24 protein-coding genes and 1 other annotated feature are annotated in these 25490 nt (G+C 55.6%); of the genes, 7 read left to right on the top strand and 17 right to left on the bottom strand.

The window, feature by feature from the left end; translation table 11 throughout:
• Positions 1-62: 62 nt before the first annotated feature.
• Both dnaJ and dnaK read right to left on the bottom strand, forming a co-directional pair.
• Positions 63-1208 carry a molecular chaperone DnaJ gene (gene dnaJ, locus AC4OVU_RS03935; RefSeq protein WP_014830600.1) on the bottom strand — a complete coding sequence of 382 codons (1146 nt, stop codon included), beginning with the start codon at positions 1206-1208 and terminating at the stop codon, positions 63-65.
• A gap of 87 nt (positions 1209-1295) precedes the next feature.
• Positions 1296-3209 carry a molecular chaperone DnaK gene (gene dnaK, locus AC4OVU_RS03930; RefSeq protein WP_006810169.1) on the bottom strand — a complete coding sequence of 638 codons (1914 nt, stop codon included), beginning with the start codon at positions 3207-3209 and terminating at the stop codon, positions 1296-1298.
• A gap of 296 nt (positions 3210-3505) precedes the next feature.
• Here dnaK and satP point away from each other — a divergent pair, with 296 nt between their 5' ends.
• On the top strand, positions 3506-4072 hold the full coding sequence (satP, locus tag AC4OVU_RS03925) for an acetate uptake transporter (RefSeq protein ID WP_003856474.1): 567 nt from the start codon (positions 3506-3508) through the stop codon (positions 4070-4072).
• Here satP and AC4OVU_RS03920 read toward each other — a convergent pair.
• The 3 genes from AC4OVU_RS03920 to tal all read right to left on the bottom strand — a co-directional run bounded on the left by AC4OVU_RS03920 (position 4049) and on the right by tal (position 7145).
• On the bottom strand, positions 4049-5371 hold the full coding sequence (locus tag AC4OVU_RS03920; protein WP_045141628.1) for an MFS transporter: 1323 nt from the start codon (positions 5369-5371) through the stop codon (positions 4049-4051). The genes satP and AC4OVU_RS03920 overlap by 24 nt on opposite strands.
• Positions 5372-5493: 122 nt before the next feature.
• Positions 5494-6081, bottom strand: coding sequence for a molybdopterin adenylyltransferase (gene mog / locus AC4OVU_RS03915; protein ID WP_017383820.1), 588 nt, complete (start codon positions 6079-6081; stop codon positions 5494-5496).
• A 110-nt stretch (positions 6082-6191) separates the two neighbouring features.
• Complete coding sequence (gene tal / locus AC4OVU_RS03910) at positions 6192-7145, bottom strand: transaldolase (protein WP_003856481.1); 954 nt, start codon at positions 7143-7145, stop codon at positions 6192-6194.
• A 262-nt stretch (positions 7146-7407) separates the two neighbouring features.
• Between tal and AC4OVU_RS03905 the strand changes: the two genes are divergently transcribed.
• Both AC4OVU_RS03905 and yaaA read left to right on the top strand, forming a co-directional pair.
• Positions 7408-8841, top strand: a complete 1434-nt coding sequence (locus AC4OVU_RS03905; RefSeq protein WP_491928623.1) for an alanine/glycine:cation symporter family protein — start codon at positions 7408-7410, stop codon at positions 8839-8841.
• A gap of 66 nt (positions 8842-8907) precedes the next feature.
• The gene (gene yaaA, locus AC4OVU_RS03900) at positions 8908-9681 is read left to right on the top strand and encodes a peroxide stress protein YaaA (RefSeq protein WP_015572628.1); all 774 of its coding nucleotides are present in this window, start codon (positions 8908-8910) and stop codon (positions 9679-9681) included.
• 32 nt (positions 9682-9713) lie between these two features.
• On the opposite strand, the gene AC4OVU_RS03895 is transcribed toward yaaA, so the two are convergent.
• The 7 genes from AC4OVU_RS03895 to yjjY all read right to left on the bottom strand — a co-directional run bounded on the left by AC4OVU_RS03895 (position 9714) and on the right by yjjY (position 16520).
• Entirely contained in the window at positions 9714-10001 is a 288-nt protein-coding gene (locus AC4OVU_RS03895; protein ID WP_015572627.1) for a DUF2502 domain-containing protein, read from the bottom strand.
• Between the two features lie 248 nt (positions 10002-10249).
• Positions 10250-11536, bottom strand: a complete 1287-nt coding sequence (gene thrC / locus AC4OVU_RS03890; protein ID WP_110292496.1) for a threonine synthase — start codon at positions 11534-11536, stop codon at positions 10250-10252.
• A gap of 3 nt (positions 11537-11539) precedes the next feature.
• Positions 11540-12469: a homoserine kinase gene (gene thrB, locus AC4OVU_RS03885; protein ID WP_022650380.1), complete on the bottom strand. Its 930-nt coding sequence runs from the start codon at positions 12467-12469 to the stop codon at positions 11540-11542.
• A 1-nt stretch (position 12470) separates the two neighbouring features.
• Positions 12471-14933, bottom strand: a complete 2463-nt coding sequence (gene thrA / locus AC4OVU_RS03880) for a bifunctional aspartate kinase/homoserine dehydrogenase I (protein ID WP_023295899.1) — start codon at positions 14931-14933, stop codon at positions 12471-12473.
• Between the two features lie 24 nt (positions 14934-14957).
• Positions 14958-15075, bottom strand: a sequence feature (Thr leader region).
• Complete coding sequence (gene thrL / locus AC4OVU_RS03875; protein ID WP_015572623.1) at positions 15014-15082, bottom strand: thr operon leader peptide; 69 nt, start codon at positions 15080-15082, stop codon at positions 15014-15016. Its footprint overlaps the feature before it by 62 nt.
• Before the next feature lie 211 nt (positions 15083-15293).
• Positions 15294-15980, bottom strand: coding sequence for a tRNA/rRNA methyltransferase (locus AC4OVU_RS03870; protein WP_023295898.1), 687 nt, complete (start codon positions 15978-15980; stop codon positions 15294-15296).
• Positions 15981-16379: 399 nt separating this feature from the next.
• Positions 16380-16520, bottom strand: coding sequence for a YjjY family protein (gene yjjY / locus AC4OVU_RS03865; protein WP_001541509.1), 141 nt, complete (start codon positions 16518-16520; stop codon positions 16380-16382).
• Between the two features lie 95 nt (positions 16521-16615).
• On the opposite strand from yjjY, the gene arcA reads away from it, so the two are divergent.
• Complete coding sequence (gene arcA, locus AC4OVU_RS03860) at positions 16616-17332, top strand: two-component system response regulator ArcA (protein WP_003856501.1); 717 nt, start codon at positions 16616-16618, stop codon at positions 17330-17332.
• 48 nt (positions 17333-17380) lie between these two features.
• On the opposite strand, the gene creA is transcribed toward arcA, so the two are convergent.
• A complete protein-coding gene (gene creA, locus AC4OVU_RS03855) occupies positions 17381-17851 on the bottom strand; it encodes a protein CreA (protein WP_017383825.1) in 471 nt (156 codons plus the stop codon).
• Positions 17852-18065: 214 nt separating this feature from the next.
• Here creA and robA point away from each other — a divergent pair, with 214 nt between their 5' ends.
• Positions 18066-18935 carry an MDR efflux pump AcrAB transcriptional activator RobA gene (gene robA / locus AC4OVU_RS03850; protein ID WP_491928622.1) on the top strand — a complete coding sequence of 290 codons (870 nt, stop codon included), beginning with the start codon at positions 18066-18068 and terminating at the stop codon, positions 18933-18935.
• On the opposite strand, the gene gpmB is transcribed toward robA, so the two are convergent.
• A complete protein-coding gene (gene gpmB, locus AC4OVU_RS03845; protein WP_110292495.1) occupies positions 18932-19579 on the bottom strand; it encodes a 2,3-diphosphoglycerate-dependent phosphoglycerate mutase GpmB in 648 nt (215 codons plus the stop codon). The two genes, robA and gpmB, sit on opposite strands and share 4 nt — an antisense overlap.
• 48 nt (positions 19580-19627) lie before the next feature.
• On the opposite strand from gpmB, the gene yjjX reads away from it, so the two are divergent.
• Positions 19628-20143, top strand: a complete 516-nt coding sequence (yjjX, locus tag AC4OVU_RS03840) for an inosine/xanthosine triphosphatase (RefSeq protein WP_015572619.1) — start codon at positions 19628-19630, stop codon at positions 20141-20143.
• A gap of 27 nt (positions 20144-20170) precedes the next feature.
• Here the strand turns inward: yjjX and trpR are convergent, their stop codons facing one another.
• Both trpR and sltY read right to left on the bottom strand, forming a co-directional pair.
• Positions 20171-20500, bottom strand: coding sequence for a trp operon repressor (trpR, locus tag AC4OVU_RS03835; RefSeq protein WP_003856511.1), 330 nt, complete (start codon positions 20498-20500; stop codon positions 20171-20173).
• Positions 20501-20555: 55 nt separating this feature from the next.
• Positions 20556-22493, bottom strand: a complete 1938-nt coding sequence (gene sltY / locus AC4OVU_RS03830; protein WP_110292494.1) for a murein transglycosylase — start codon at positions 22491-22493, stop codon at positions 20556-20558.
• A gap of 226 nt (positions 22494-22719) precedes the next feature.
• Here sltY and ettA point away from each other — a divergent pair, with 226 nt between their 5' ends.
• Positions 22720-24387, top strand: coding sequence for an energy-dependent translational throttle protein EttA (gene ettA / locus AC4OVU_RS03825; RefSeq protein ID WP_006810191.1), 1668 nt, complete (start codon positions 22720-22722; stop codon positions 24385-24387).
• 128 nt (positions 24388-24515) lie between these two features.
• Here the strand turns inward: ettA and AC4OVU_RS03820 are convergent, their stop codons facing one another.
• Positions 24516-25415: a LysR family transcriptional regulator gene (locus tag AC4OVU_RS03820; protein ID WP_110292493.1), complete on the bottom strand. Its 900-nt coding sequence runs from the start codon at positions 25413-25415 to the stop codon at positions 24516-24518.
• Between the last annotated feature and the right edge of the window lie 75 nt (positions 25416-25490).

Raw genomic sequence — 25490 nt, 5'->3', positions numbered from 1 at the left:
CGCTATAAACAAAAAGCCCGGAATCGCTTCCGGGCTTTAAAGGATAGTAACCAGCTGGCGGGTTAGCGGGTTAAATCGTCGAAGAATTTTTTGACGCCATCGAAGAAGCTTTTGGAGCGCGGGCTGTTTTTCTCACCCGTCGGGCCGCCAAAGCTTTCCTGAAGCTCTTTCAGCAGCTGTTTCTGCTTATCGTTCAGGCCGACCGGCGTTTCCACGACCACGCGGCATAACAGGTCACCCTGCGCGCCACCGCGAACGGATTTAACGCCTTTGCCGCGCATGCGGAACAGCTTCCCGGTCTGGGTTTCGCCAGGGATTTTCAGGTTAACGCGACCGTCCAGCGTCGGCACTTCGATTTCGCCACCCAGCGCCGCCATCGCAAAGTTGATCGGCACTTCACAGTACAGGTTGTTACCTTCACGCTCGAAGATGGCGTGCTGCTTCACCTGAACCTGAACGTACAGATCGCCTGCCGGTGCGCCGTGCTCGCCGGCTTCACCCTCACCTGCCAGACGGATGCGGTCGCCCGTATCCACGCCTGCCGGGATCTTAACGGACAGCGTTTTGGTTTTCTCCACGCGACCGTGACCGTGGCATTTGGTGCACGGATCTTTAATCAGCGTACCGCGACCATGACAGTGCGGACAGGCCTGCTGCACCGCGAAGAAGCCCTGGCGCATCTGCACCTGACCGGAACCGTGACAGGTTGGGCAGGTCTGTGGCTGAGTCCCCGCTTTCGCGCCGCTGCCGTGGCAAACGTCACACTCTTCCAGCGTCGGAATACGGATCTCTTTGGTGACGCCGCGAACCGCTTCTTCAAGCGTCAGCTCCATGTTGTAGCGCAGGTCTGCGCCGCGCGCCGCGCGCTGACGACCACGTCCGCCGCCGAAGATATCGCCAAATACATCACCAAAGATATCGCTGAAATCAGCGCCGCCGCCGAAGCCGCCGCCACCAAATCCACCGCCGCCCATGCCGCCCTGTTCAAAGGCCGCGTGACCGTACTGATCATAGGCCGCACGTTTTTGTGCATCGGTCAGGACTTCGTAGGCTTCTTTAATCTCTTTAAATTTGGCTTCAGCCTCTTTGTCACCCTGATTACGGTCAGGGTGGAATTTCATGGCCAGGCGCTTATACGCCTTTTTGATTTCACGCTCTTCCGCAGTTTTCGGAACGCCTAAAATCTCGTAATAGTCTTGCTTTGCCATTGGTTTTTTTAAGCCCCTTAACATGCGAGCACGGGCGTGGAGAATTCTCCTACGCCCGTGCCGATTACTTACCCTGCATCAGGGCGATTATTTTTTGTCTTTCACTTCTTCGAACTCAGCGTCGACAACATCGTCGTCTTTCGCGTTGTTCTGGGAAGCATCAGCGCCCGCCTGCTGCTGTGCGTGCTGCTGCTGAGCGATTTCCATCAGCTTCTGAGAAACCTGTGCCAGCTCCTGCATCTTCGCTTCGATGTCCGCTTTGTCTTCGCCTTTCAGAGACGTTTCCAGCGCGCTCAGTGCAGTTTCGATCGCAGTTTTGTCTTCCGCTGGCAGTTTATCGCCCGCTTCTTCAACCTGCTTACGGGTGCTGTGCAGCAGATGGTCACCCTGGTTACGGGTCTGAACCAGCTCTTCGAACTTACGGTCGGATTCCGCGTTAGCTTCGGCATCACGAACCATTTTTTCGATTTCCGCTTCGTTCAGGCCAGAAGATGCCTTGATGGTAATCTTCTGCTCTTTACCGCTATTTTTGTCTTTCGCAGACACATGCAGGATACCGTCAGCATCGATGTCGAAGGTGACTTCGATCTGTGGCATGCCGCGTGGTGCCGGGTTAATACCGTCCAGGTTGAACTGACCCAGAGATTTGTTATCCGCCGCGCGCTTACGCTCACCCTGAATCACATGGATGGTTACCGCAGACTGGTTGTCTTCAGCGGTAGAGAACACCTGGCTGTGTTTCGTCGGGATAGTGGTGTTTTTGTTGATGAGCGGAGTCATCACGCCACCCATGGTTTCGATACCCAGAGACAGCGGGGTAACGTCCAGCAGCAGTACGTCTTTTACTTCACCCGTCAGAACACCACCCTGAACCGCAGCACCGATAGCAACCGCTTCGTCCGGGTTCACGTCTTTACGTGGCTCTTTACCAAAGAACTCAGCCACTTTCTTCTGAACCATTGGCATACGAGTCTGACCACCTACCAGGATAACGTCCTGAATGTCAGACACGGACAGGCCAGCGTCCTGCAATGCAACTTTCAGTGGCTCGATAGAACGGTTCACCAGGTCTTCTACCAGGCTTTCCAGTTTCGCACGGGTCACTTTGATGTTCATGTGTTTTGGACCGGTCGCGTCTGCGGTGATGTACGGCAGGTTCACGTCGGTCTGCTGAGCGGAAGACAGCTCGATCTTCGCTTTCTCAGCGGCTTCTTTCAGTCGCTGCATGGCCAGCGGGTCGTTACGCAGGTCAATGCCCTGATCTTTCTTGAACTCGTCAACGAGGTAGTTGATCAGACGGGTATCGAAGTCTTCACCACCCAGGTGGGTATCACCATTGGTTGCCAGAACTTCGAAGGTTTTTTCGCCGTCAACGTCGTCGATTTCGATAATAGAGATATCGAAGGTACCACCACCCAGGTCGTAAACCGCGATAGTACGGTTGCCAACTTCTTTATCCAGACCGTAAGCCAGTGCTGCTGCGGTTGGTTCGTTGATGATACGTTTTACTTCCAGACCTGCGATACGGCCAGCATCTTTGGTTGCCTGACGCTGAGCATCGTTGAAGTAAGCAGGTACGGTGATAACAGCTTCAGTTACCGGCTCACCCAGGTAATCTTCCGCGGTTTTCTTCATTTTCTTCAGCACTTCAGCAGAGATCTGCGGAGGTGCCGTTTTGGTGCCTTTCACATCAAGCCATGCATCGCCGTTATCGGCTGCGATGATTTTGTAAGGCATGATGGAAACGTCACGCTGAACTTCTTCGTCCTGGAAGCGGCGGCCAATCAGGCGTTTGATCGCAAACAGGGTGTTTTGCGGGTTTGTCACGGCCTGACGTTTAGCCGGCTGACCAACCAGAGTTTCACCATCCTGGGTATAAGCAATGATAGAAGGCGTGGTGCGATCGCCCTCGGCGTTCTCCAGCACACGTGCAGTAGTGCCATCCATAATCGCTACACAAGAGTTGGTAGTACCCAGGTCGATACCAATAATTTTACCCATCTAAACGTCTCCACTAAAAATTCAGTCAACATGTGGTTGTGTACCTGTAATAAGGGCAGAACGTGCTTTTTCAACTGCCCAGATTTGATTTTTTTCAGGTCCACACACTGCGGTTGCTTACAAGATGGGGTCACAACAGCATCCATCAAGGGGGAAGGATAAAAAATTTTTTAATTTCACCCCGGTGAGATCATAGACGGCGTCGATGCCGCCCATTATGATGCCGCGCCCCGTCAGGTAGAACTGGCGCGGGTTTAACCATTTCACCATATTAATGATGATTTTTTTGAGGACTTATGGGCAACACTAAGTTGGCTAATCCGGCTCCGCTGGGCCTGATGGGTTTTGGCATGACCACCATTCTGCTGAACCTGCACAATATCGGGATGTTCCCGATGGACGGCATTATCCTGGCGATGGGCATTTTTTACGGCGGTATCGCACAGATCTTTGCGGGCCTGCTGGAATATAAGAAAGGCAACACCTTCGGCTTAACCGCCTTTACCTCTTACGGTTCCTTCTGGCTGACTCTGGTCGCAATTCTGCTGATGCCTAAAATGGGCCTGGCAGAGGCGGCAAACGCCCATTTCCTGGGCGTGTACCTGGGACTGTGGGGCGTGTTCACCCTGTTCATGTTCTTCGGTACCCTTAAGGCGAACCGCGCACTGCAATTCGTCTTCCTGAGCCTGACCGTACTGTTCGCTCTGCTGGCCATCGGTCACCTGGCGGATAACGAAGGCATCGTTCACGTTGCCGGCTGGGTAGGTCTGGTTTGCGGCGCAAGCGCAATCTACCTGGCCATGGGTGAAGTGCTGAACGAGCAGTTCGACCGCACCATTCTACCGATTGGTGAAAAACACTGATCCCTCTGTCGTGCCCGCGTCGCGGGCACGACGTCCCTCTGACTGGCGAAGCCACACCCCCAAAACCAGTCCCATCAGCGATAACGCCAGCACGTACCACGAAGGTGCAAGGGGTGACACCCCCATCAACACCGTCACCACAATCGGGGTCAGCCCACCGAAAATGGCATACGAGACATTATAAGAGAAAGAGATCCCAGTGAAGCGTACCTCCGGCGGGAAGGCGCGGACCATTACGTACGGTACGGCGCCAACGACGCCCACGCACAGCCCGACGACACCGTACAGCAGGAACAGCTGTTCAGGATGGGTGCCCGCAAGATGATAAAATGCCCAGCTCGACGCGGCCAGAAGCAAACTGCCGACAATAAAGGTCGCGCTTGCGCCGAAACGATCCGCCGCCAGCCCGGCGGCCAGACAACCAAAGCAGAGCATAATTGTCGCGATACTGTTCGCCTGTAACGTCACGGCAGGCGCAAAACCGTACTGTTTTTGCAGCCAGACCGGCGACATCAAAATGACCACCACGATCCCCGCAGACAGCAGCCAGGTCAGAAGCATCGACACCATTACCGCTTTTTTATGCCGCACTACTACGGTTTTCACCGGCAGTTCTTGCGCCAGCGCCTTCCGCTGCTGCATTTCCAGAAATATTGGCGTCTCTTGCAACCAGCGTCGCAGGTACATTGCCACCAGCCCAAACGCCCCGCCCAGCAGGAACGGTATACGCCAGCCCCAGTCGTGAACGGCCTGTTGCGTCATGCTGGTATTGATGATGGTTGCAACCACGGAGCCAAGCAGGATCCCGATCGTCAGCCCTGCGGTCAGCGTTCCGCACGCAATGCCGATGCGGCGCACCGGGACGTGCTCAGCGACAAACACCCAGGCGCCCGGCACTTCCCCGCCGATGGCCGCGCCCTGGAGAATACGCATCAGCAGCAGCAATAACGGGGCGATAATGCCCATCGACTCATAGGTAGGCAAAAGCCCAATCGCCAGCGTCGGCACGGCCATAAGCAGGATGCTGAGGGTAAACATCTTCTTGCGCCCGACCAGATCGCCAAAGTGCGCCATGACAATGCCGCCCAGCGGACGCGCCAGATAGCCGGCAGCGAAAATGCCGAAGGTTTGTACCTGACGCAGCCATTCCGGAATATCCGCCGGGAAAAACAGCGCCCCCACAACGGCGGCGAAGAAGACAAAGATGATGAAGTCGTAAAACTCCAGCGCGCCGCCCAGGGCAGCGAGCGTGAGGGTTTTGTAGTCCTGTCGATTCAGAGGTCGGGTGTTATGTGACATAGCGAACCATTGTGCATGTGTTGTGGATTATTTTTTACAGCAATCGTAAAGAAAAAATTACTATATCGTAAATCCATTTACACGCTACCGCGGCTGGCGCTAATGTCACATTTTAAAGAATTTCAGGAGATTGTTTCGCGGCGAGCGCTTTTAGGGCGAAATGCTGCTACCACATTGCCGTCAGTTTCCACATACGGACCGTCAAGCAGTTGTATACAATACGGTACACTTGCAAAGATACCGTGGACGATAACGCTGCCGTCCTCGGCTTTTACCCCTTCCAACGTTTCTTTTATCGACTTCGGCTGCCCCGGCAGGTTCAGGATCAGCGCCTGTTTGCGGATCACCCCGACCTGACGGGAAAGAATGGCCGTCGGGACAAAGTGTAGACTGATCTGGCGCATCTGCTCACCGAAGCCCGGCATTTCACGATCGGCGATAGCCAGCGTCGCGTCCGGCGTTACATCGCGGCGCGCGGGGCCGGTTCCGCCCGTCGTCAGCACCAGGTGGCAGCTCATCTCATCCACCAGTTCACACAGGGTTTGCTCGATGATCGGTTGCTCGTCCGGGATCAGGCGAGTCTGGATCTCAAACGGGGTAGTGAGCGCGCTGCCCAGCCACTCTTCCAGAGCAGGGATGCCTTTATCCTGATAAACACCGCTGGAGGCGCGGTCAGAAATCGACACTAAGCCGATGCGTAAGGTATTCATATCCATTCCATTCAAAAAGTACTGATTAAAGGGAATGATACACGCAGAGAGAAAATTCAGACAGAGGCGGGGGAAAGACGCGTGACCGGGAACCCGGTCACGCAGAATGATTACAGCAGGTCGCCGATCATTTTTTCCAGTTTTTCCTGGTCGATAGCAAACTTACGGATACCGTCCGCCAGTTTATCTACGGCCATTGGATCCTGGTTGTGCTGCCACAGGAACTCGGACTCGGTGATGCGCTCAGGGCGTGCTTTCACTTCGCCGGTGTAGGACAGTTTACGCTCGATAGCACCTTCGCTTTCTGCCAGCTCTTTCAGCAGCGCAGGAGCGATGGTCAGGCGGTCACAGCCAGCCAGCTCGATGATTTCGCCGACGTTACGGAAGCTTGCGCCCATAACAACGGTCTCATAGCCGTGCTGTTTGTAGTATTCGTAGATTTCAGTCACTGAAATCACGCCAGGATCTTCAGACGCCGCGTACTCTTTCTTGTCGGTGTTGGCTTTGTACCAGTCCAGAATACGGCCCACGAACGGAGAAATCAGGTATACGCCAGCTTCGGCACATGCACGCGCCTGCGCGAAGGAGAACAGCAGAGTCAGGTTACAGTTGATGCCTTCTTTTTCCAGCTGCTCAGCAGCGCGGATGCCCTGCCAGGTAGACGCCAGTTTGATCAGGATACGGTCATTGCTGATGCCCGCATCGTTGTACAGTTTGATCAGGCGTTTTGCTTTTGCGATAGACGCTTCGGTGTCGTAGGACAGGCGAGCATCAACTTCGGTAGAGATACGGCCAGGAACGAGCTTCAGGATTTCCAGACCGATGTTCACTGCCAGTTTGTCAGTAGCATCCACAACCTGCTGCGCGCGGTCATTGCTCTGTGCTTTTGCCCAGGTCACCGCCTCGTCGATCAGTTTGCGATACTCAGGGATCTGCGCGGCGTTAAGGATCAGAGAAGGGTTGGTTGTGGCATCCTGCGGCTGGTACAGCTTCATTGCCGCGATATCTCCGGTGTCAGCGACGACAGTGGTGAACTGACGAAGGGAGGTCAATTTATCCGTCATGATAGTGTTTCTCTTTTAACGTGCCCTGGATAATTCACACTACCGACAGCTTGCCAGCAGCGGAAAAATGACAGGTTTACTTGTTAGGGGGATGTAACCGGTCTGCCCTGATGATAACACGAGTGAGAGGCAGCGCAACCGCAGACAGTGCGCTTAGGCAGAGTATGATAAACTCAGAATATTAACAGGCTGCTAAGTAACAGCATGCACAATCAGTGGTAGCGCTTACATATTCACTTTGGCATCAACAAGAGGGACGTTAGTGCCTGATTTCTTTTTCTTTATCAACGAAGTCCTCTGGGGTTCGATCATGATATACCTGCTTTCAGGAGCAGGTATCTGGTTTACGTGGCGCAGCGGTCTGATTCAGTTTCGCTATATCCGCAAATTTGGCAGAAGTCTGAAAAACAGCGTCACCACACAGCCGGGCGGCCTGACCTCGTTTCAGGCGCTCTGTACCAGCCTGGCCGCGCGCGTCGGCAGCGGTAACCTGGCCGGTGTCGCGCTGGCGATCGGCGCGGGCGGTCCGGGCGCGGTATTCTGGATGTGGGTGACGGCGATTATCGGTATGGCCACCTCCTTTGCTGAATGCTCGCTTGCGCAACTCTACAAAGAAAAAGACGGCAAAGGTCAGTTTCGCGGCGGTCCCGCCTGGTATATGGCTCGCGGGCTGGGAATGCGCTGGATGGGCGTTCTGTTCTCGATCTTTTTGCTGATTGCCTATGGCCTTATTTTCAATACCGTTCAGGCAAATTCCGTCGCCCACGCGCTGCGCTTTGCCTTCAATTGTCCGGAGTGGCTGACGGGCGGCGCGCTTGCCCTTCTCACCCTGCTGACCATTGTGACCGGGCTCAAAGGGGTTGCCCGCCTGATGCAGTGGTTGGTTCCGCTGATGGCGCTGCTGTGGGTGTCCACCAGCCTGATGGTATGCGCGATACATATCGACGAGGTGCCGAACGTCATCGTCACCATTTTCCAAAGCGCGTTCGGCTGGCGCGAAGCGGCTTCCGGCGCGCTGGGTTACACCCTTAGCCAGGTACTCACTGCGGGTTTTCAGCGGGGTATGTTCTCCAACGAAGCGGGAATGGGCTCCACGCCGAATGCCGCCGCAGCGGCCGCATCCTGGCCCCCACATCCCGCCGCGCAGGGCATTGTACAGATGATTGGCGTCTTCACAGACACCATTGTTATCTGCTCCGCCAGCGCGATGATAATGCTGCTGGCCGGTGCCGCTGAACAACCGTCCGGTAGTACGGCAGGCATTCATTGGGTACAACAGGCGCTGGTCTCCCTCGTCGGCGGCTGGGGCGCGGGCCTTGTCGCACTTGTCGTGGGACTTTTTGCCTTTAGTTCCATTGCGGTGAACTATATCTATGCCGAAAACAACCTTATCTTCCTGAAAGTTGACTCGCGTCTGGCCCGCAACATCCTTCGCGCGGGCGTGCTGGCGATGGTGTTTGTAGGTTGCCTGCTCAGCATGCCGATGATCTGGCAAATAGCGGACGTCATTATGGCGCTGATGGCCATCACGAACCTGACGGCCATTTTGCTGCTTTCACCGGTTGTGGCGCTGATCGCGCGCGATTATCTGCGTCAGCGCAAGCTCGGCGTACAGCCCGTCTTTGACGCCTCACGCTATCCCGAAATCGAGTCACAAATTGCCCCTGGCACCTGGGATGATTTGCCGCGGCAATAACAGCTATCGATCAATTCAGGGCGATTTTTTGTTAAAGTCGCTCTAAATTTCCTGCAAGGACTGGATATGCTGATTCTGATTTCACCTGCCAAAACGCTCGACTACCAGAGCCCGCTCGCCACTGAGCGTTATACCCAGCCGGAATTGCTGGACTACTCGCAACAGCTGATCCACGAGGCGCGTAAGCTTTCGGCTCCGCAAATCGCTTCGCTGATGAGCATCAGCGATAAACTCGCCGACCTGAATGCCACCCGTTTTCATGAGTGGCAGCCTGACTTCACGCCCGCCAACGCCCGCCAGGCGCTGTTGGCCTTCAAAGGTGACGTCTACACTGGCCTGCAAGCAGAAACGTTTAGCGAAGCCGATTTCGATTTTGCCCAGCTGCATCTGCGCATGTTATCCGGCCTGTACGGGGTGCTGCGACCGCTGGATCTGATGCAGCCGTATCGTCTGGAGATGGGTATCCGCCTGGAAAACGCTAAAGGTAAAGATCTGTACCAGTTCTGGGGCGATGTCATTACCGACAAGCTTAACGCGGCGCTGCAAGCCCAGGGGGACAACGTGGTGATCAACCTGGCCTCCGATGAGTACTTCAAATCGGTGAAACCGAAAAAGCTGGATGCGGACATTATCAAGCCGGTGTTCCTCGACGAGAAAAACGGCAAATTTAAAGTGATCAGCTTCTACGCCAAAAAAGCGCGCGGTCTGATGAGCCGCTTCATCATTCAAAACCGTCTGACGAAGCCAGAGCAGCTCACTGGCTTTAACAGTGAAGGGTATTTTTTCGACGAGGCATCGTCAGGAAAAAACGAGCTGGTGTTTAAGCGTCACGAGCAATAAAAAGACAACCCCGCCAGCTGGCGGGGTTTGTGTTAATGGTGCTTCCGGTCCGGGCCCGGGCGACGATCGTCATGACGGTGGTGATCGTCACGATCGCGATGTTCATCGTGCGGACGCCAGTGGTTATCGCGCCAGTCATAGTGCGCTTTCCACCAGTCATGGTCGCGCCAGCGGCCGCCATCCCAGTAGTGCCCGTTATTATCCCGATCGCCAATTTGCAGTTTTACCGCTGGCACGAGGGTGATCTCAGCTGCCTGCACCGCCATGGGAGCGACCAGCATCAGTGAAAGCGCGATAAGTGCAGGTTTCAGTGTAGACATAGGTGACTCCTTATTCTTCTTGCCCAACGTGGGCCGATGTAAGGAGAGTACGTGATGGGGACGGGGGATGTTATTCTCTGCAATCCTAAACGCTAAGTGACCGCATTTATTGGGAATTTCTGCTTTTTTCCTGCTGTTTTTCTCCTTAATTTCTTCACAAAAAAGCCGGGTGGCGCTGCGCTTACCCGGCCTACGATGAGTTCGCCGTTGTAGGCCCGGTAAGGCGAAGCCGCCACCGGGCAGCACAATCACGCTCGGGTCATCATCAGCTTACGCAGCGCGGCAAAGTCTGCGGGCAGCTCATGAGACAGCAGCGGCAGGTCGGCGCGATCGGCCAGCTCTTTTGGCAGCGGCAGCGTTTCCCCCAGGATCGCTTCCACGCTCTCTTTGAACTTGGCCGGATGGGCGGTGCCGAGGAACAGGCCATACTCACCCGGTTGAAGCTGATCGCGCAGGGCACGATAGGCAATCGCCGCGTGCGGCTCAGAGATATAGCCCACCGCTTTCAGCTCGCGCATGGTGGCTTTAGTGGTTTCGTCCGTCACCGCTGCGTAACCCAGATCGCCCAGACGCCAGACCTTACGGCGGAACAGCTCTTCCACACGCGGCCAGTTGTTAGGCTGTGACACATCCATCGCATTGGAGAGCGTGGCCTGAGTCGCATTCGGCGCCCATTTTCCGTCCTTCAAGAAACGCGGCACGGTGTCGTTGGCGTTGGTGGCGGCGATAAAGCGCTTCACCGGCAGGCCGAGTGCTTTCGCCAGCAGGCCTGCCGTCAGGTCGCCGAAGTTCCCACTTGGCACGGAAACCACCAGCTGATTGCGCGCGTCCTGCGGCAGCTGCGCCACCGCTTCGAAGTAGTAGCAGATCTGCGCCAGCAGACGGCTGATGTTGATGGAGTTGGCAGAGTTCAGCCCCAGCGCCGCCTTCAGCTCTTCGTCATCGAAGGCCTGCTTCACTAGCGCCTGACAGGCATCGAAATCGCCGTCGATCGCCACGGTTTCAATGTTGCCCCCAAGGGTGCAGAACAGTTTTTCCTGAAGCGGGCTGATTTTGCCTTTCGGATAGAGGATCACCACGCGGACGTTTTTCAGGCCGTAGAACGCATGGGCCACCGCCGCTCCGGTATCGCCTGAAGTCGCGGTAAGAATGGTCACCGGTTTGTCGCCGCTAATGTGGGTCAGCATCTGCGCCATAAAGCGACCGCCGAAATCTTTGAACGCCAGCGTCGGGCCGTGGAACAGCTCCAGACAACCAACGTCAGGCTCCACCTGCTTCACCGGCGCCGGGAAAGCAAACGCCGCACGCACGCGCTCTTCGAGCAGCTCCTGCGGGATTTCGTCGCCGATAAAGGCAGACAGAATTTTGGTGCTGCGGGTGACAAAGTCCTGCTTCAGCAGCTCATCGATTTCGGTCAGCTGAAATTCCGGCAGGTCGTGGGGGAAGAACAGCCCCTGATTTTTGCCAAGCCCCTGCGTTACCGCCTGCGCGAAGCTGACCTGCTCGTTATGATCTTTAAGGTTGTAGAGTTTCATTCGTTATCCCAGTACTCGTGCGCCAGCCGTGTCCAGACGGCAAATATGAACAAAGCCTTCCTGATTTTGCAGGTAGTGTTTAGAGAGCCAGTCCGCCACGCGCTGCGCGGTGTCTGGCTTGTCGCATAAGGCGAACAGCGTCGGGCCGGAGCCGGAGATGCCGCACGCCTGTGCGCCGATATCCATGGATGCCTGTCGCGCTTCGTTAAAGCCCGGCAGCAGCTTCGTGCGATACGGCTCGGCAATGACGTCTTTCATCAGTTTCGCCGCCAGCTGCGGCTGACGGGTGTAGCAGGCGTGAATAAAGCCCGCCAGATGACGCCCGTGGGCGATACAGTCCTGACGACGATACTGCGCTGGCAGGATCGCACGCGCTTCGGCGGTAGACACTTTAATGCCCGGATAGGCCAGCACCCACAGCCACTCATCAAACCCTGGCACCTGCTGGCTGATGATGCCATTTTCTTCAATCATCAGCTGCATGCCGCCAAGGAAGCACGGCGCCACGTTATCATAATGAATGCTGCCGGAGATGCGCCCTTCCAGCTCGCCCATCAGCGCCAGCAGACGGCTGTTGTTCAGCGGCTTGCCGCAATGCTCATTCATCGCCACCAGCGCGGCGACCACCGAGCAGGCGCTCGAGCCCAGCCCCGAACCAATCGGCATGCTCTTTTCCAGCGTCATGGCGACCGGCACGTTTTTGCCGATCTCCTGACAGAAGCGTTCCCAGCACTGATAAACGATATTCTCGCGCGGTTCAGACGGCAGCTTACTGGCGAAGCGGCCGATGTTATTCAGACTGAAGCGCTCTGCCGCCTCAACCGTAACCGTATCGCCCAGCAGCGAACCGTCCACCGGCGTGACCGCCGCGCCCAGCACGTCAAATCCGACGCTCATATTGGCGCTGGAAGCCGGGGCATATACTTTAACCATCTTAAACTCCTAACTTCCATGACAGGGTACGCAGCAGATCGGCAAACACGCCTGCCGCCGTCACATCATTCCCTGCGCCATAGCCGCGAAGCACCAGCGGCAGTGGCTGATAATAATGGCTGTAGAACGCCAGGGCGTTCTCGCCGTTTTTCACCTTGTACAGCGGATCGTTGCCATCCACTTCGGCAATCTTCACCCGGCAGACGCCGTCTTCTTCAATGTTGCCAACATAGCGCAATACCTTACCTTCATCACGGGCTTTCGCAACGCGTGCGGCAAAGGCGTCGTCAAGCTGCGGCAACCTGGCCATAAAGGCGCTGACGTCACCGCTGTCATCAAATTCTGCTGGCAGCACCGGCTCAATCACGATATCCGAAAGCTCCAGCTCGCGGCCAGTTTCGCGCGCCAGGATCAGCAGCTTACGCGCCACGTCCATGCCGGAGAGGTCGTCGCGCGGATCCGGCTCGGTGTAGCCCAGCTCGCGCGCGGCGCGGGTGGCTTCCGACAAGCTCATCCCTTCGTCCAGCTTGCCGAAGATAAACGACAGGGAGCCGGAGAGGATGCCGGAGAAACGCTGTAGTTCGTCGCCCGCGTTCAGCAGGTTTTGCAGGTTCTCGATGACCGGCAGGCCCGCGCCCACGTTGGTGTCATACAGAAACTTACGGCGCGACTTACTCGCCGCCAGCCGCAGCTGATGATAGTAATCCATCGACGAGGTGTTGGCCTTTTTGTTTGGCGTCACCACGTGGAACCCTTCGCGCAGGAAGTCGGCGTACTGATCGGCCACCGCCTGGCTGGAGGTACAGTCAACAATCACCGGGTTAAGCAGGTGATATTCTTTCACCAGGCGGATCAGGCGGCCCAGGTTAAATGGCTCTTTCGCCTCTTCCAGCTCCGCCTGCCAGTTTTCCAGATTCAGACCGTGGACGTTAGTCAGCAACGCTTTCGAGTTCGCAATGCCGCAAACGCGCAAATCGATATGTTTCTTCTTAAGCCACTCCTGCTGGCGCTTCACCTGCTCCAGCAGCGCGCCACCGACACCACCGACGCCCACCAGGAACAGCTCAATCACCTGGTCGGTGTTGAACAGCATCTGATGCACCACGCGCACGCCGGTAGTGGCGTCATCGTTATCCACGACAACGGAAATGGAACGCTCTGATGAGCCCTGGGCAATCGCCACGATATTGATATTAGCCCGCGCCAGCGCGGCAAAGAATTTGGCGGAGATACCGCGAAGGGTGCGCATGCCGTCGCCGACCACAGAGATAATCGCCAGACGTTCCTGAATCGAGAGCGGCTCCAGCAGCTCTTCTTTCAGCTCCAGATAGAACTCTTCTTCCAGCGCGCGACGGGCACGCAGGCAATCACCCTGCGGAACGCAGAAGCTGATGCTGTATTCGGAAGAAGACTGCGTGATCAGCACCACGGAGATCCCGTTGCGGGACATAGCGGCAAAGACGCGTGCCGCCATGCCGACCATGCCCTTCATCCCCGGGCCGGAGACGCTGAACATCGCCATGTTATTGAGGTTAGAAATGCCTTTCACCGGCAGGTCATCTTCATCCGCGCTGGCGCCAATCAGCGTGCCCGGCGCCTGAGGGTTACCGGTATTCTTAATCAGGCAAGGGATTTGGAACTGGGCAATCGGGGAGATGGTACGCGGGTGAAGAACTTTAGCGCCGAAGTAGGAAAGCTCCATCGCTTCCTGGTACGACATCGACTTCAGCAGCCTGGCGTCCGGCACCTGGCGCGGATCGCAGGTATAAACGCCGTCGACGTCAGTCCAGATCTCACAACAGTCTGCGCGTAAACAGGCGGCCAGCACGGCGGCGGAGTAGTCAGAGCCGTTACGCCCCAGCACCACCAGTTCGCCCTTCTCGTTACCGGCGGTAAAGCCTGCCATCAGGATCATATGGTCAGACGGGATTTTGCTCGCCGCAATACGGCGTGTCGACTCGGCAATGTCGACGGTGGATTCAAGGTAGTGGCCCACAGCCAGCAGTTTTTCAACCGGATCGATGACCGTCACGTGGTGACCGCGCGCTTCCAGCACGCCTGCCATGATGGCGATAGAGAGTTTTTCACCCCGGCAAATCAGCGCCGCGTTGATGCTGTCCGGACACTGACCAAGCAGGCTGATACCGTGAAGAACGTGTTTAATCTGGGCAAATTCAAGTTCAACGGTGCTTTTCAACTGCGCCAGCGGGAAACCAGGCTGGGCGTCGGCCAGCCCCTGAAGCAGATCGGCAAAGATACGCTCGGCGTCGCTGATGTTCGGTAGTGCATCCTGACCACCGATGGTTTTTTCAATCATCGCCACCAGGTGGTTCGTGATTTTGGCCGGGGCAGAGAGCACGGTGGCAACCTGCCCCTGCCTGGCGTTGCTTTCCAGGATATCGGCAACACGCAGAAAACGTTCTGCATTTGCCACTGACGTACCGCCGAACTTCAACACTCGCATGGTTCTACCTCATTTCCTTTAGCCGAAAAAAAAGCCCGCACTGTTCAGGTGCGGGCTTTTTTCTGTTTTTCCTGTACGCGTCAGCCCGCATCGTTACCTGTGGTAATGATGATGGTTGTAGTAATGGTGGTGATGCTGATGCGTTTCATGGATGTTGTGTACTCTGTCATTATTATCTGTCTGTGCTCTATTCTTTTAGGGTTAAAGGATCGAGCCCCTTAAGTCAATGAATTTTTAATTCGATCACAATTCGGGACATTCTCACGTCCCGCTGCGGGCAGATTTATTTTCATCGGAATAACCCAGATGCAACCCCAGACATCAGCAGGATCGGCCATAATAAAAACCTATGACACTATTTTACTCGGCTAATTTTTTTTCAATATCATGAAGCAATCGGTGCAGCATTGCCGTATCGCGCTGCTCAAGACGCCCCAGGCGCTGCTGTAACCAGTCCACCATTTTCTGATCGTCAGCGACGCCCAACTGCTCAAGAAGGTTATTTGCACGAACACGCAGTGCCGCCAGCTGGTTTTCATCCGAAACTGTCACCGGTGGCTGAGAAATTTGTATTAAGGATGCTAATTGATAGCAATAGACCATCACCGCCTGCCCCAGATTGAGTGACGGATAATCCGCCACCATCGGCGCGCCCGTCAGCACGTCAGCCAGCTCCAGCTCTTCGTTAGTCAGCCCGGAATCTTCTCGCCCAAACACCAGCGCGGCTTTCTCCAGCCACTGGCTTTTCTCTTCCAGCATCGGCACCAGTTCAGCAGGCGTGGCGTAATAGTGAAACTTCGCCCGGCTGCGCGCGGTCGTCGCGACGGTAAACGAAATATCGTGGAGTGCGTCGGCGAGCGTAGCGTAAGTGGTTATATTATCGAGAATATCACCCGAACCGTGCGCTACCCAGCGCGCAGCAGGCTCCAGATGCGCCGTGCTGTCCACAATACGCAAATCGGTAAAACCCATAGTCTTCATGGCACGCGCCGCAGCGCCTATATTTTCAGCTCTTGCTGGTGCCACCAGCACAATCGACAGATGCATTTACGCTCTCTTTTTAATCAGTTAGCAGGTAAAAATGTGATTCAGTTCAACATATTACGCAGCGCGAATTTACAATTTTGCAACACAAATCACCGAAATAGCGTTTCATAACAATTAAAAAAAGCTAAACTATTTTGTGGCTGAACAATCAGTTAGAATGTTAACAGAAGTCCATTATCCTTATGTTTTGTAATGATAATGACCATATGAATACTCTTTCCTGATTGGATTCGTACCGTTTATCAATCAGTGTCCGCAACTAGTTGGTTTATTGAAAAATTGTGACAAAGGCTAGCATTCAGCTACGATGATTTCATCAAACTGTTAACGTGCTACAATTGAACTTGATATATGTCAACGAAGCGTAGTTTTATTGGGTGTCCGGTGTCACTTAGCCTGTTATGTTGCTGTTAAAATGGTTAGGATGACAGCCGTTTTTGACACTGTCGGGTCCAAAGGGAAAGTACCCACGACCAAGCTAATGATGTTGTTGACGTTGATGGAAAGTGCATCAAGAACGCAATTACGTACTTTAGTCACGTTAAGCCGATCATGTTAATTTGCGACATGCATCAGGCAGGTCAGGGACTTTTGTACTTCCTGTTTCGATTTAGTTGGCAATTTAGGTAGCAAACATGCAGACCCCGCACATTCTTATCGTTGAAGACGAGTTGGTAACACGCAACACGTTAAAGAGCATTTTCGAAGCAGAAGGCTACGATGTCTTTGAAGCGACCGATGGCGCAGAGATGCATCAGATCCTTTCTGAAAATGATATCAACCTGGTGATTATGGATATCAACCTGCCGGGCAAAAACGGGCTTCTTCTGGCGCGCGAACTGCGTGAACAGGCGAACGTCGCGTTGATGTTCCTGACAGGCCGTGACAACGAGGTTGATAAAATTCTTGGTCTGGAAATCGGCGCGGATGACTACATCACCAAGCCGTTCAACCCTCGCGAGTTAACCATTCGTGCACGCAACCTGCTGTCCCGCACCATGAATCTGGGTACGGTCAGTGAAGAGCGTCGTAGCGTCGACAGCTACAAATTCAACGGCTGGGAACTTGATATCAATAGCCGTTCGCTGATTAGCCCGAACGGTGAGCAGTACAAACTGCCGCGCAGTGAATTCCGCGCGATGCTGCACTTCTGCGAAAACCCGGGCAAGATTCAGTCCCGTGCAGAACTGCTGAAGAAAATGACCGGTCGTGAGTTGAAGCCACACGATCGTACCGTTGACGTAACCATCCGTCGTATTCGTAAGCACTTCGAATCTACGCCGGATACGCCGGAAATCATCGCCACGATCCATGGTGAAGGCTATCGTTTCTGCGGTGACCTCCAGGAGTAATTCTCCCTTCACGCAGTAAAAAACGGCGCATTTGCGCCGTTTTTTTTATCAATGCCACGGCATAATCGGTACCGCGCTTATCGCGTTTTTCGGTGAGCCGTCCACGACTTTGTCGGAATAAGCCAGATAAGCCAGGGTGTTACGCTTCGCGTCATAAAAACGGACCACCTGTAACTTTTTGAACACCAGCGAGGTCCGTTTCTGGAATACGACGTCGCCCTGCGCTTTGCCGTTTTTGATTTTATCACTCAATTCCACCGGGCCAACCTGCTGGCAGGAGATGGCCGCGTCAGACGTGTCTTCAGCCAGCCCCAGGCCGCCTTTAATCCCGCCGGTCTTTGCCCGGCTGACATAGCAGGTGACGTTTTTAACGTCCGGATCGTCAAAGGCTTCCACCACAATTTTGTGGTCCGGCCCAAACATTTTAAACACAGTATCCACGGAGCCAATTTGCTCCGCCTGTGCCACGCGCCCAGCCATCAGCGCCAGTGCTGCAAAGACTAAAACCTTGTATTTCATATTGTTACCATTCATAAAAATTACGCTGAGCGATTATTCAACAGGTTAGATAAAAATGTAGCAAGATCACAGGATTAGAATATATCCGCACATAAATCACTACAAAAAGCATTTATGCGCAAAAAAAACACTGAATGCTAAAACGTCAAAAAATGCTATTATCCGCTAACCTGTAAACAGGCACCTGCGGCAGTTTTAAGGATGAGCATAGTATATGGATCAGGCTGGAATTATTCGCGACCTGCTCACCTGGCTGGAAGGTCATCTCGACCAGCCTTTGTCACTGGATAATGTGGCGGCAAAAGCAGGCTATTCCAAGTGGCATCTGCAAAGGATGTTCAAGGATGTCACCGGTCATGCTATCGGTGCCTATATTCGCGCACGTCGTTTATCAAAGTCTGCTGTCGCGTTGCGCCTGACCGCGCGACCAATCCTGGATATTGCCCTGCAATATCGCTTCGATTCACAGCAAACCTTCACCCACGCCTTTAAAAAACAGTTCTCGTTAACGCCAGCGCTTTATCGCCGCTCGCCGGACTGGAGCTCCTTTGGTATGCGTCCGCCGCTGCGTCTGGGCGAGTTTGCGATGCCAAAATATGAAATCATCACCCTGCCGGAAACGCACCTGGTCGGCACCACGCAGAGCTACTCCTGTTCCCTGGAGCAGATCTCCGAGTTCCGCCATCAGATGCGCGTTCAGTTCTGGCGCGAATTTTTAAGCCATGCTCCGGCGCTCCCGCCGATTCTGTATGGCCTGAACGAAACGCATCCCAGCCAGGAAAAAGACGACGAGCAGGAGGTGTTCTATACCACGGCGCTGACACCTGACATGGCGAACGGTTACATTCATGGCTCGAAGCCTGTCGTGCTGGAAGGCGGCGAGTATGTGATGTTCTCATACGAAGGTTTAGGAACGGGCGTTCAGGAGTTCATCCTGACCGTTTACGGGACCTGCATGCCGATGCTGAATCTGAATCGCCGTAAAGGTCAGGACATTGAGCGCTACTATCCGGCGCAAGATGCTAAACCGGAAGAAGGCCCTATCAATCTGCGTATGGAATTCCTGATTCCGGTACGTCGTTAACGCTGCAATTCGTCCAGAGCAGGGGCATCAAGATGCGAAATGTCCCCTGCCATCTCAACTACCCACCCCGATGCCAGCCAGGCACTTTCCTGATAGTCGATACGGGAAATGGAACAGTTGCGCAGCCGCAAACGGCGTTCGGCGTAAGCCGGCAGTCCCAGAATGGTGCTCACCAGGCAACCCAGCGCGATACCGTGGCTCACCAGCAGCGGTCGGCTACCTGCCGGGAGTTTCAGGCACTCGGCCAGCGCGGCATGCATGCGCACGCTCAGCTCCTGCATGGATTCCCCTTCAGGGATGCGACCATCTTCAGTGCCGTTCACCAGCGTGCGGCGCCAGCCTTCTTCGGTTTCCGTCAGCGTATCGATAGGATGTTTTTCCAGCACGCCCATATCCAGCTCGCGCAGACGCGGTTCGAGGGTCACGTCGCAGCCACAGGCATCGGCGATGATGCGTGCCGTCTGCTGCGTGCGGCCTAAATCACTGGAGATGACGTGAGTTATACCCAGCGTTCTGGCGCGCTCCGCCACCTGCCACGCTTGCTGCACACCTTTGTCGGTGAGAGGACTGTCTGACTGGCCTTGAATACGTCGCTCGGCGTTCCACTGCGTTTCACCGTGGCGAACAAGGTATACCTGTAACATGCTTTTTTTCCGTTATACTGCGATGAATTTTTTAAATCGAGCTTAATTATGCACCATGTTGTCTCTGCTACCACCAATCCTGCCAAAATTCAGGCAATTCTAAGGGCATTTGAAGAGATCTTCGGCGAAGGATCCTGCCATATTGACGCCGTCGGCGTCGAGAGCGGTGTGCCGGAACAGCCGTTTGGCAGCGAGGAAACACGCGCTGGCGCACGAAATCGCGTGGCGAATGCAAAAGCCGCCGCGCCAGACGCTGACTTCTGGGTCGCGATTGAAGCAGGCATCGACGAAGGGGCGACCTTCAGCTGGGTTGTCATCGAAAGCCGTGAGCAGCGCGGCGAAGCGCGTTCTGCCACGCTGCCGCTGCCGGAAGTCATACTGGAGAAAGTCCGCGCGGGTGAGGCGCTGGGGCCGGTAATGTCGCACTACACCGGCATTGATGAAATTGGTCGTAAAGAGGGGGCGATTGGCGTCTTTACGGGTGGCAAGCTTACGCGTTCAGGCGTTTACCACCAGGCCGTTATTCTGGCGTTAAGTCCGTTTCATAACGCGATTTATCGTTAAGTTTGCAGGCCGGATAAGGCGAAGCCGTCATCCGGCGTTTTTCAGCAATACCGCTTCCAGCCACTGACGCAGTTCAACCGGCGCCGACTTCAGGCTGTTTGAACCCCGGGTGATGGTCGCGATACCCGCGCCCAGCTCGTTTTTCAGCTCGCGCTGGCTCATTTCGCCGCGCAGCAGTTCCTCAATAATGCGTACCCGCGTGCCCAGCGCTTCGCGTTCATCGGGCGTCAGCATCAGCTGTAGCAACGGTAAATGCAGATCTTTGTCGTAAGACTGGCGGAGCAACTCCACAAAACGAAGCCACTCCTGATGACGCTGTTCGGCCATGGCCGAGGAATACGGGGAATGCTGGGTCATGTTATGCTGCCTCTTGTACTCATTAGCGAGTACAGCATAACACAACCCGCGCCGATCAGTAACGTCTCTGCCACTCGGCATCGCTCATCAGGGTATCTTTCTGCCCCATGAAGTAGCGATAGTAGGCGTCATAAGCCAGCACATTCTTCACATAGCCGCGCGTTTCCGAGAACGGAATGCTCTCGACAAACGCCACGGCGTCGATGCGCCCTGCGCTGTTGCCAAGCCATGTCCGCACGCGGCCAGGCCCGGCGTTGTACGCCGCTGACGCGAAGATACGGTTATTACCGAACTGCTGATAGACGTACTGCAAGTAGCTGGTACCGATGTTGATGTTAGTCTCCGGATCCAGCAGCTGGGACGGGCTGCTGTAGCCTGGAATATTAAACATCTTCACCGTGTGCGTCGCGGTACCCGGCATAATCTGCATCAGGCCGCTGGCACCCACCGGAGAACGCACTTTCGGGTTCCAGGCGCTCTCCTGACGGGCAATGGCCATCGCGTAGCTTTGCGGAATATCTTTGCCGCTGGTGTAGCGATCGAACAGATCCTTATAAGCCAGCGGGAAACGCTCTTCGAGATGATCCCACAGTTTGCCGGCGATCGTCGCCTGAACGCTCAGATCCCACCAGCGATTATCAAATGCATAGCGGGCAAGCTGCGCTTTCTCATCGGTGGTACGGCTGGTGACCAGATTCGCCCATTCGCTGCGCGCGGTATTATCCAGATTCCAGTACATCAGCTCGCGCACGCGCGCCATTTCCGGCCCCTGCGTCAGCGCCGGGTTCGCGTTGGCTGGCGCTTTGTCGATCTTCAGGGTGTACTCCTCGCCCAGACGCTGCGCCGCCGCCATCGGGTAGAATCCACGCTGCTGCATCAGGGAGTGGAGGATCTCTTTGGCTTCATCTTCACGACCACGTTCCAGCAGCATGTCCGCCTGCCAGTAACGCCATTCATCTTTCTCTTTGGCATCCATCGGCAGACGCGCCAGCCAGGTATTGAGGCCGCGACGATCGCCCGTTCCCAGTGCCATGCGCACGCGACGCTCCACCAGCGAGACAGAGTTTGAACGCATCACCGCATCATCACGCCAGCGCGCCTGTTCGTCGGTGACATCTGTCCCCATCAGTCGCCATGCCACGATATCGCGCAGCTCCTGGGTTTGATCGTCATTAAGCTGCTGGGCCTGCACCAGCTGCGGGATCATCAGCCGGGCGTTTTCCACATCATCGCGCGCCACGCTGGCAAAGGCCACCGCCGCCATCTGGCGGGTAAAATCGGTCGCGCCGGTGGTACGCGCAAACGTCAGCACAGTATTGGGATCGTTTGCCAGACTGATAACGGCAGACGCAATGGTCTGATAATCTGCGGGCATCTGGCCCGCCAGCACGGTGACCAGCCGGGTGTTTCCGGCCTTCATCGCCAGGCGAATACGTTCCAGGTAAGAGAGCGGATCCTGCTTGCCCGAGGCGCGCCAGGCGCTGAACAGCGGGTCACAGGCGTTTGGCTGGCTTTTGCCCGTCAACCACAGCTCTTTCGCGCCGGTCCAGGCTTCCTCCTGCTGACCGGTCGCCCATTTCGCATAATAATAATTACACTGCGCTTCCGTCGCGCCCGGTTTATCCGGGCTGAAAGCCAGCAGGCCGCGCCAGTCTTCGCGACGGGCCAGCTCGCTCACAAACCGGGACTTCAGGGTGCGCGCAGGCGGCAGGGTCGGGTTCGCCTGAATGAAGTTATTCACGGTGACGGTCGGTTGATTCATGAGATCGTCCGTGATCTGACGATACTCAAGATACGGATACAGCGGATAATCCTTCAGCGTCGGCATCAGCGCCTGCACGGTATCCATCTGCTTGTTGTCCCATGCCTGTTTAATCTGGGCATAGCGGTTACGTTGTTCATCCAGTGAATCGGCATGCACCGCCTGGCTTACCGCCATTACGCATACGCTGGCAGCCAGCAGACGCCAGACCACCCGTTTGGCTTTTTCCACAAGCTCTTCCTCATTGTTTTTCGTCAGTTGCAGCGTCTTGCCACGTCAAAGTTACATCAACTTATGCTAACCAGGCATCCCACAACGCGCCACGTCATGGACACTTTTTTACCTTTCTTGCGCGTTTTAACACTCCCGACGTTCCTGGCTGGGATTAGGGCGTGAAAAAGGCTACACTTCGAGGCTGAAATTCATTCTCATCACGATAAAAGAGGCGAAGTCCAACGTGGCTCAATTCGTTTATACCATGCATCGTGTCGGCAAAGTTGTCCCGCCGAAACGTCATATTCTTAAAAATATCTCGCTGAGCTTCTTCCCGGGCGCAAAAATCGGTGTTCTGGGTCTCAACGGTGCCGGTAAGTCCACCCTGCTGCGCATCATGGCCGGCATCGATACAGACATCGAAGGTGAAGCCCGTCCGCAGCCTGGCATTAAGATCGGCTACCTGCCGCAGGAACCCCAGCTGAACCCGGAACACACCGTGCGTGAATCCGTTGAAGAAGCGGTATCCGAGGTGGTTAACGCCCTGAAAGGTCTGGATGAAGTGTATGCCAAATACGCCGAGCCGGATGCGGACTTCGACAAACTGGCCGCTCAGCAGGGCAAATATGAAGAGATTATCCAGGCGCACGACGGTCACAACCTGAACGTGCAGCTGGAGCGCGCGGCTGATGCCCTGCGTCTGCCAGACTGGGATGCGAAAATCGCTAACCTGTCCGGTGGTGAACGCCGCCGCGTGGCGCTGTGTCGCCTGCTGCTGGAAAAACCAGACATGCTGCTGCTCGACGAACCTACCAACCACCTGGATGCGGAATCCGTGGCGTGGCTGGAGCGCTTCCTGCACGACTTCGAAGGCACCGTGGTGGCGATTACCCACGACCGTTACTTCCTCGACAACGTCGCAGGCTGGATCCTGGAGCTGGACCGCGGCGAAGGTATTCCGTGGGAAGGCAACTACTCCTCCTGGCTGGAGCAGAAAGATCAGCGTCTGGCGCAGGAAGCATCTCAGGAAGCGGCGCGTCGTAAGTCTATCGAGAAAGAGCTGGAGTGGGTGCGTCAGGGCGCGAAAGGCCGTCAGTCCAAGGGCAAAGCACGTCTGGCACGCTTCGAAGAGCTGAATAACACTGAATACCAGAAACGTAACGAAACCAACGAACTGTTTATTCCACCTGGCGCACGTCTGGGGGATAAAGTGGTTGAAGTGACCAACCTGCGTAAGTCCTACGGCGACCGTCTGCTGATCGACGACCTGACCTTCTCCGTGCCGAAAGGCGCTATCGTTGGCATCATCGGTCCGAACGGCGCAGGTAAATCGACCCTGTTCCGCATGATGTCCGGTCAGGAACAGCCTGACAGCGGCTCTATCACCCTGGGTGAAACCGTGAAGCTGGCTTCCGTGGACCAGTTCCGCGACGCAATGGATAACAGCAAAACCGTGTGGGAAGAGGTTTCCGGCGGTCTGGATATCATGCGTATCGGCAACACCGAGATGCCAAGCCGCGCTTACGTTGGCCGCTTTAACTTTAAGGGCACTGACCAGGGCAAACGCGTGGGCGAGCTGTCCGGCGGTGAGCGCGGTCGTCTGCACCTGGCAAAACTGCTCCAGGTTGGCGGCAACGTTCTGCTGCTTGATGAACCTACCAACGACCTGGACATCGAAACCCTGCGCGCGCTGGAAAACGCCCTGCTGGAGTTCCCGGGCTGCGCGATGGTTATCTCGCACGACCGCTGGTTCCTGGACCGCATCGCAACCCACATCCTGGACTACCAGGACGAAGGTAAGGTGGAGTTCTTCGAAGGTAACTTCACCGAATACGAAGAGTACAAGAAACGCACGCTGGGCGCAGACGCGCTGGAGCCGAAGCGTATTAAGTACAAGCGTATTGCGAAATAAAAGCAAAACGGCAACTTCGGTTGCCGTTTTTTATGTTTGTAACCTCTCCCCTTGGGAGAGGGCCAGGGTGAGGGCATCAGGCCGCACAGTGTGTAGGCCGGGTAAGGCGAAGCCGCCACCCGGCTTTTTTATTTGCCCACGTAATACCGCTTCACCTCATCAAACTGCATCGCAAAGTCGATATAGCTCATCAGCGCAGGCGAATTGAGCTTACGGCTCGGGTAGGCCAGCCAGAGATCGTTTCCCTCAACGCTCCACGCCGGCAGCACCTTCACCAGCGCGCCCTTTTCGATCTTATCTTCCAGCAGGAATGCGGGTAACAGCGTGATCCCCGCCCCGGCAATGGCGCATTCCCGGGCGTACACCAGGTTATCCGTCATGTGGGCGTTATCCGGCAGGTAGCGGTAATCCTCACTCTCGCTTCGCAGAAGCCACTCCGACCATGCCCGGTGCGTAATGCAGCGGTGCTCCACCAGCTGTCGGGGATGGATTAACGGCACCCGACGCGCCAGGTAGTCGGGCGAGGCCAGCATGTAGCGAGGACAGTGCCCAATCATGCGGCCAATCAGGGAAGAATCCTGCGGTTTGCCGGTGCGCAGCGCCACGTCAAAGCCAGACTCGACCAGATCCACCACGTCGTCTGAGATCGACACATCCAGCGACACGTCCGGATAGCGAAGCTGGAACTCGGCATTCATATGCGCCAGCAGCGTCGCGCCAATTCCCGCCGGACAGGTGATCCGCAGCCGCCCGCTGGGGTTTTCGCGCAGCCGCTGAATGGCATACTCCGCGCGCTCGCTGGCCGCCAGCATCTCGCGACAGTGCACCAGATAGTGCTCGCCTGCAAACGTCAGGCTGATCCTGCGCGTGGTGCGATTCAACAGACGGATCCCCACCTGCTGCTCCAGCTGGCTAATCCGCTGGCTGACGCTGGATTTCGGCAGTTCCGCCTTCTGCGCCGCCGCGGTAAAGCTGCCCATCTCGGCCACCAGCGCAAACAGCGCCATATCCTGAAGCTGTTTAAACATGATTGTTCACCCTGTACGAACGCTGAGTTCTGGATTGTCCATCTTATCATGCAGCTGACCACTTAATAGACTAGC

The organism is Enterobacter sp. 6722112, assembly GCF_058661685.1.
This window is presented reverse-complemented; position numbering and strand designations above follow the sequence as displayed.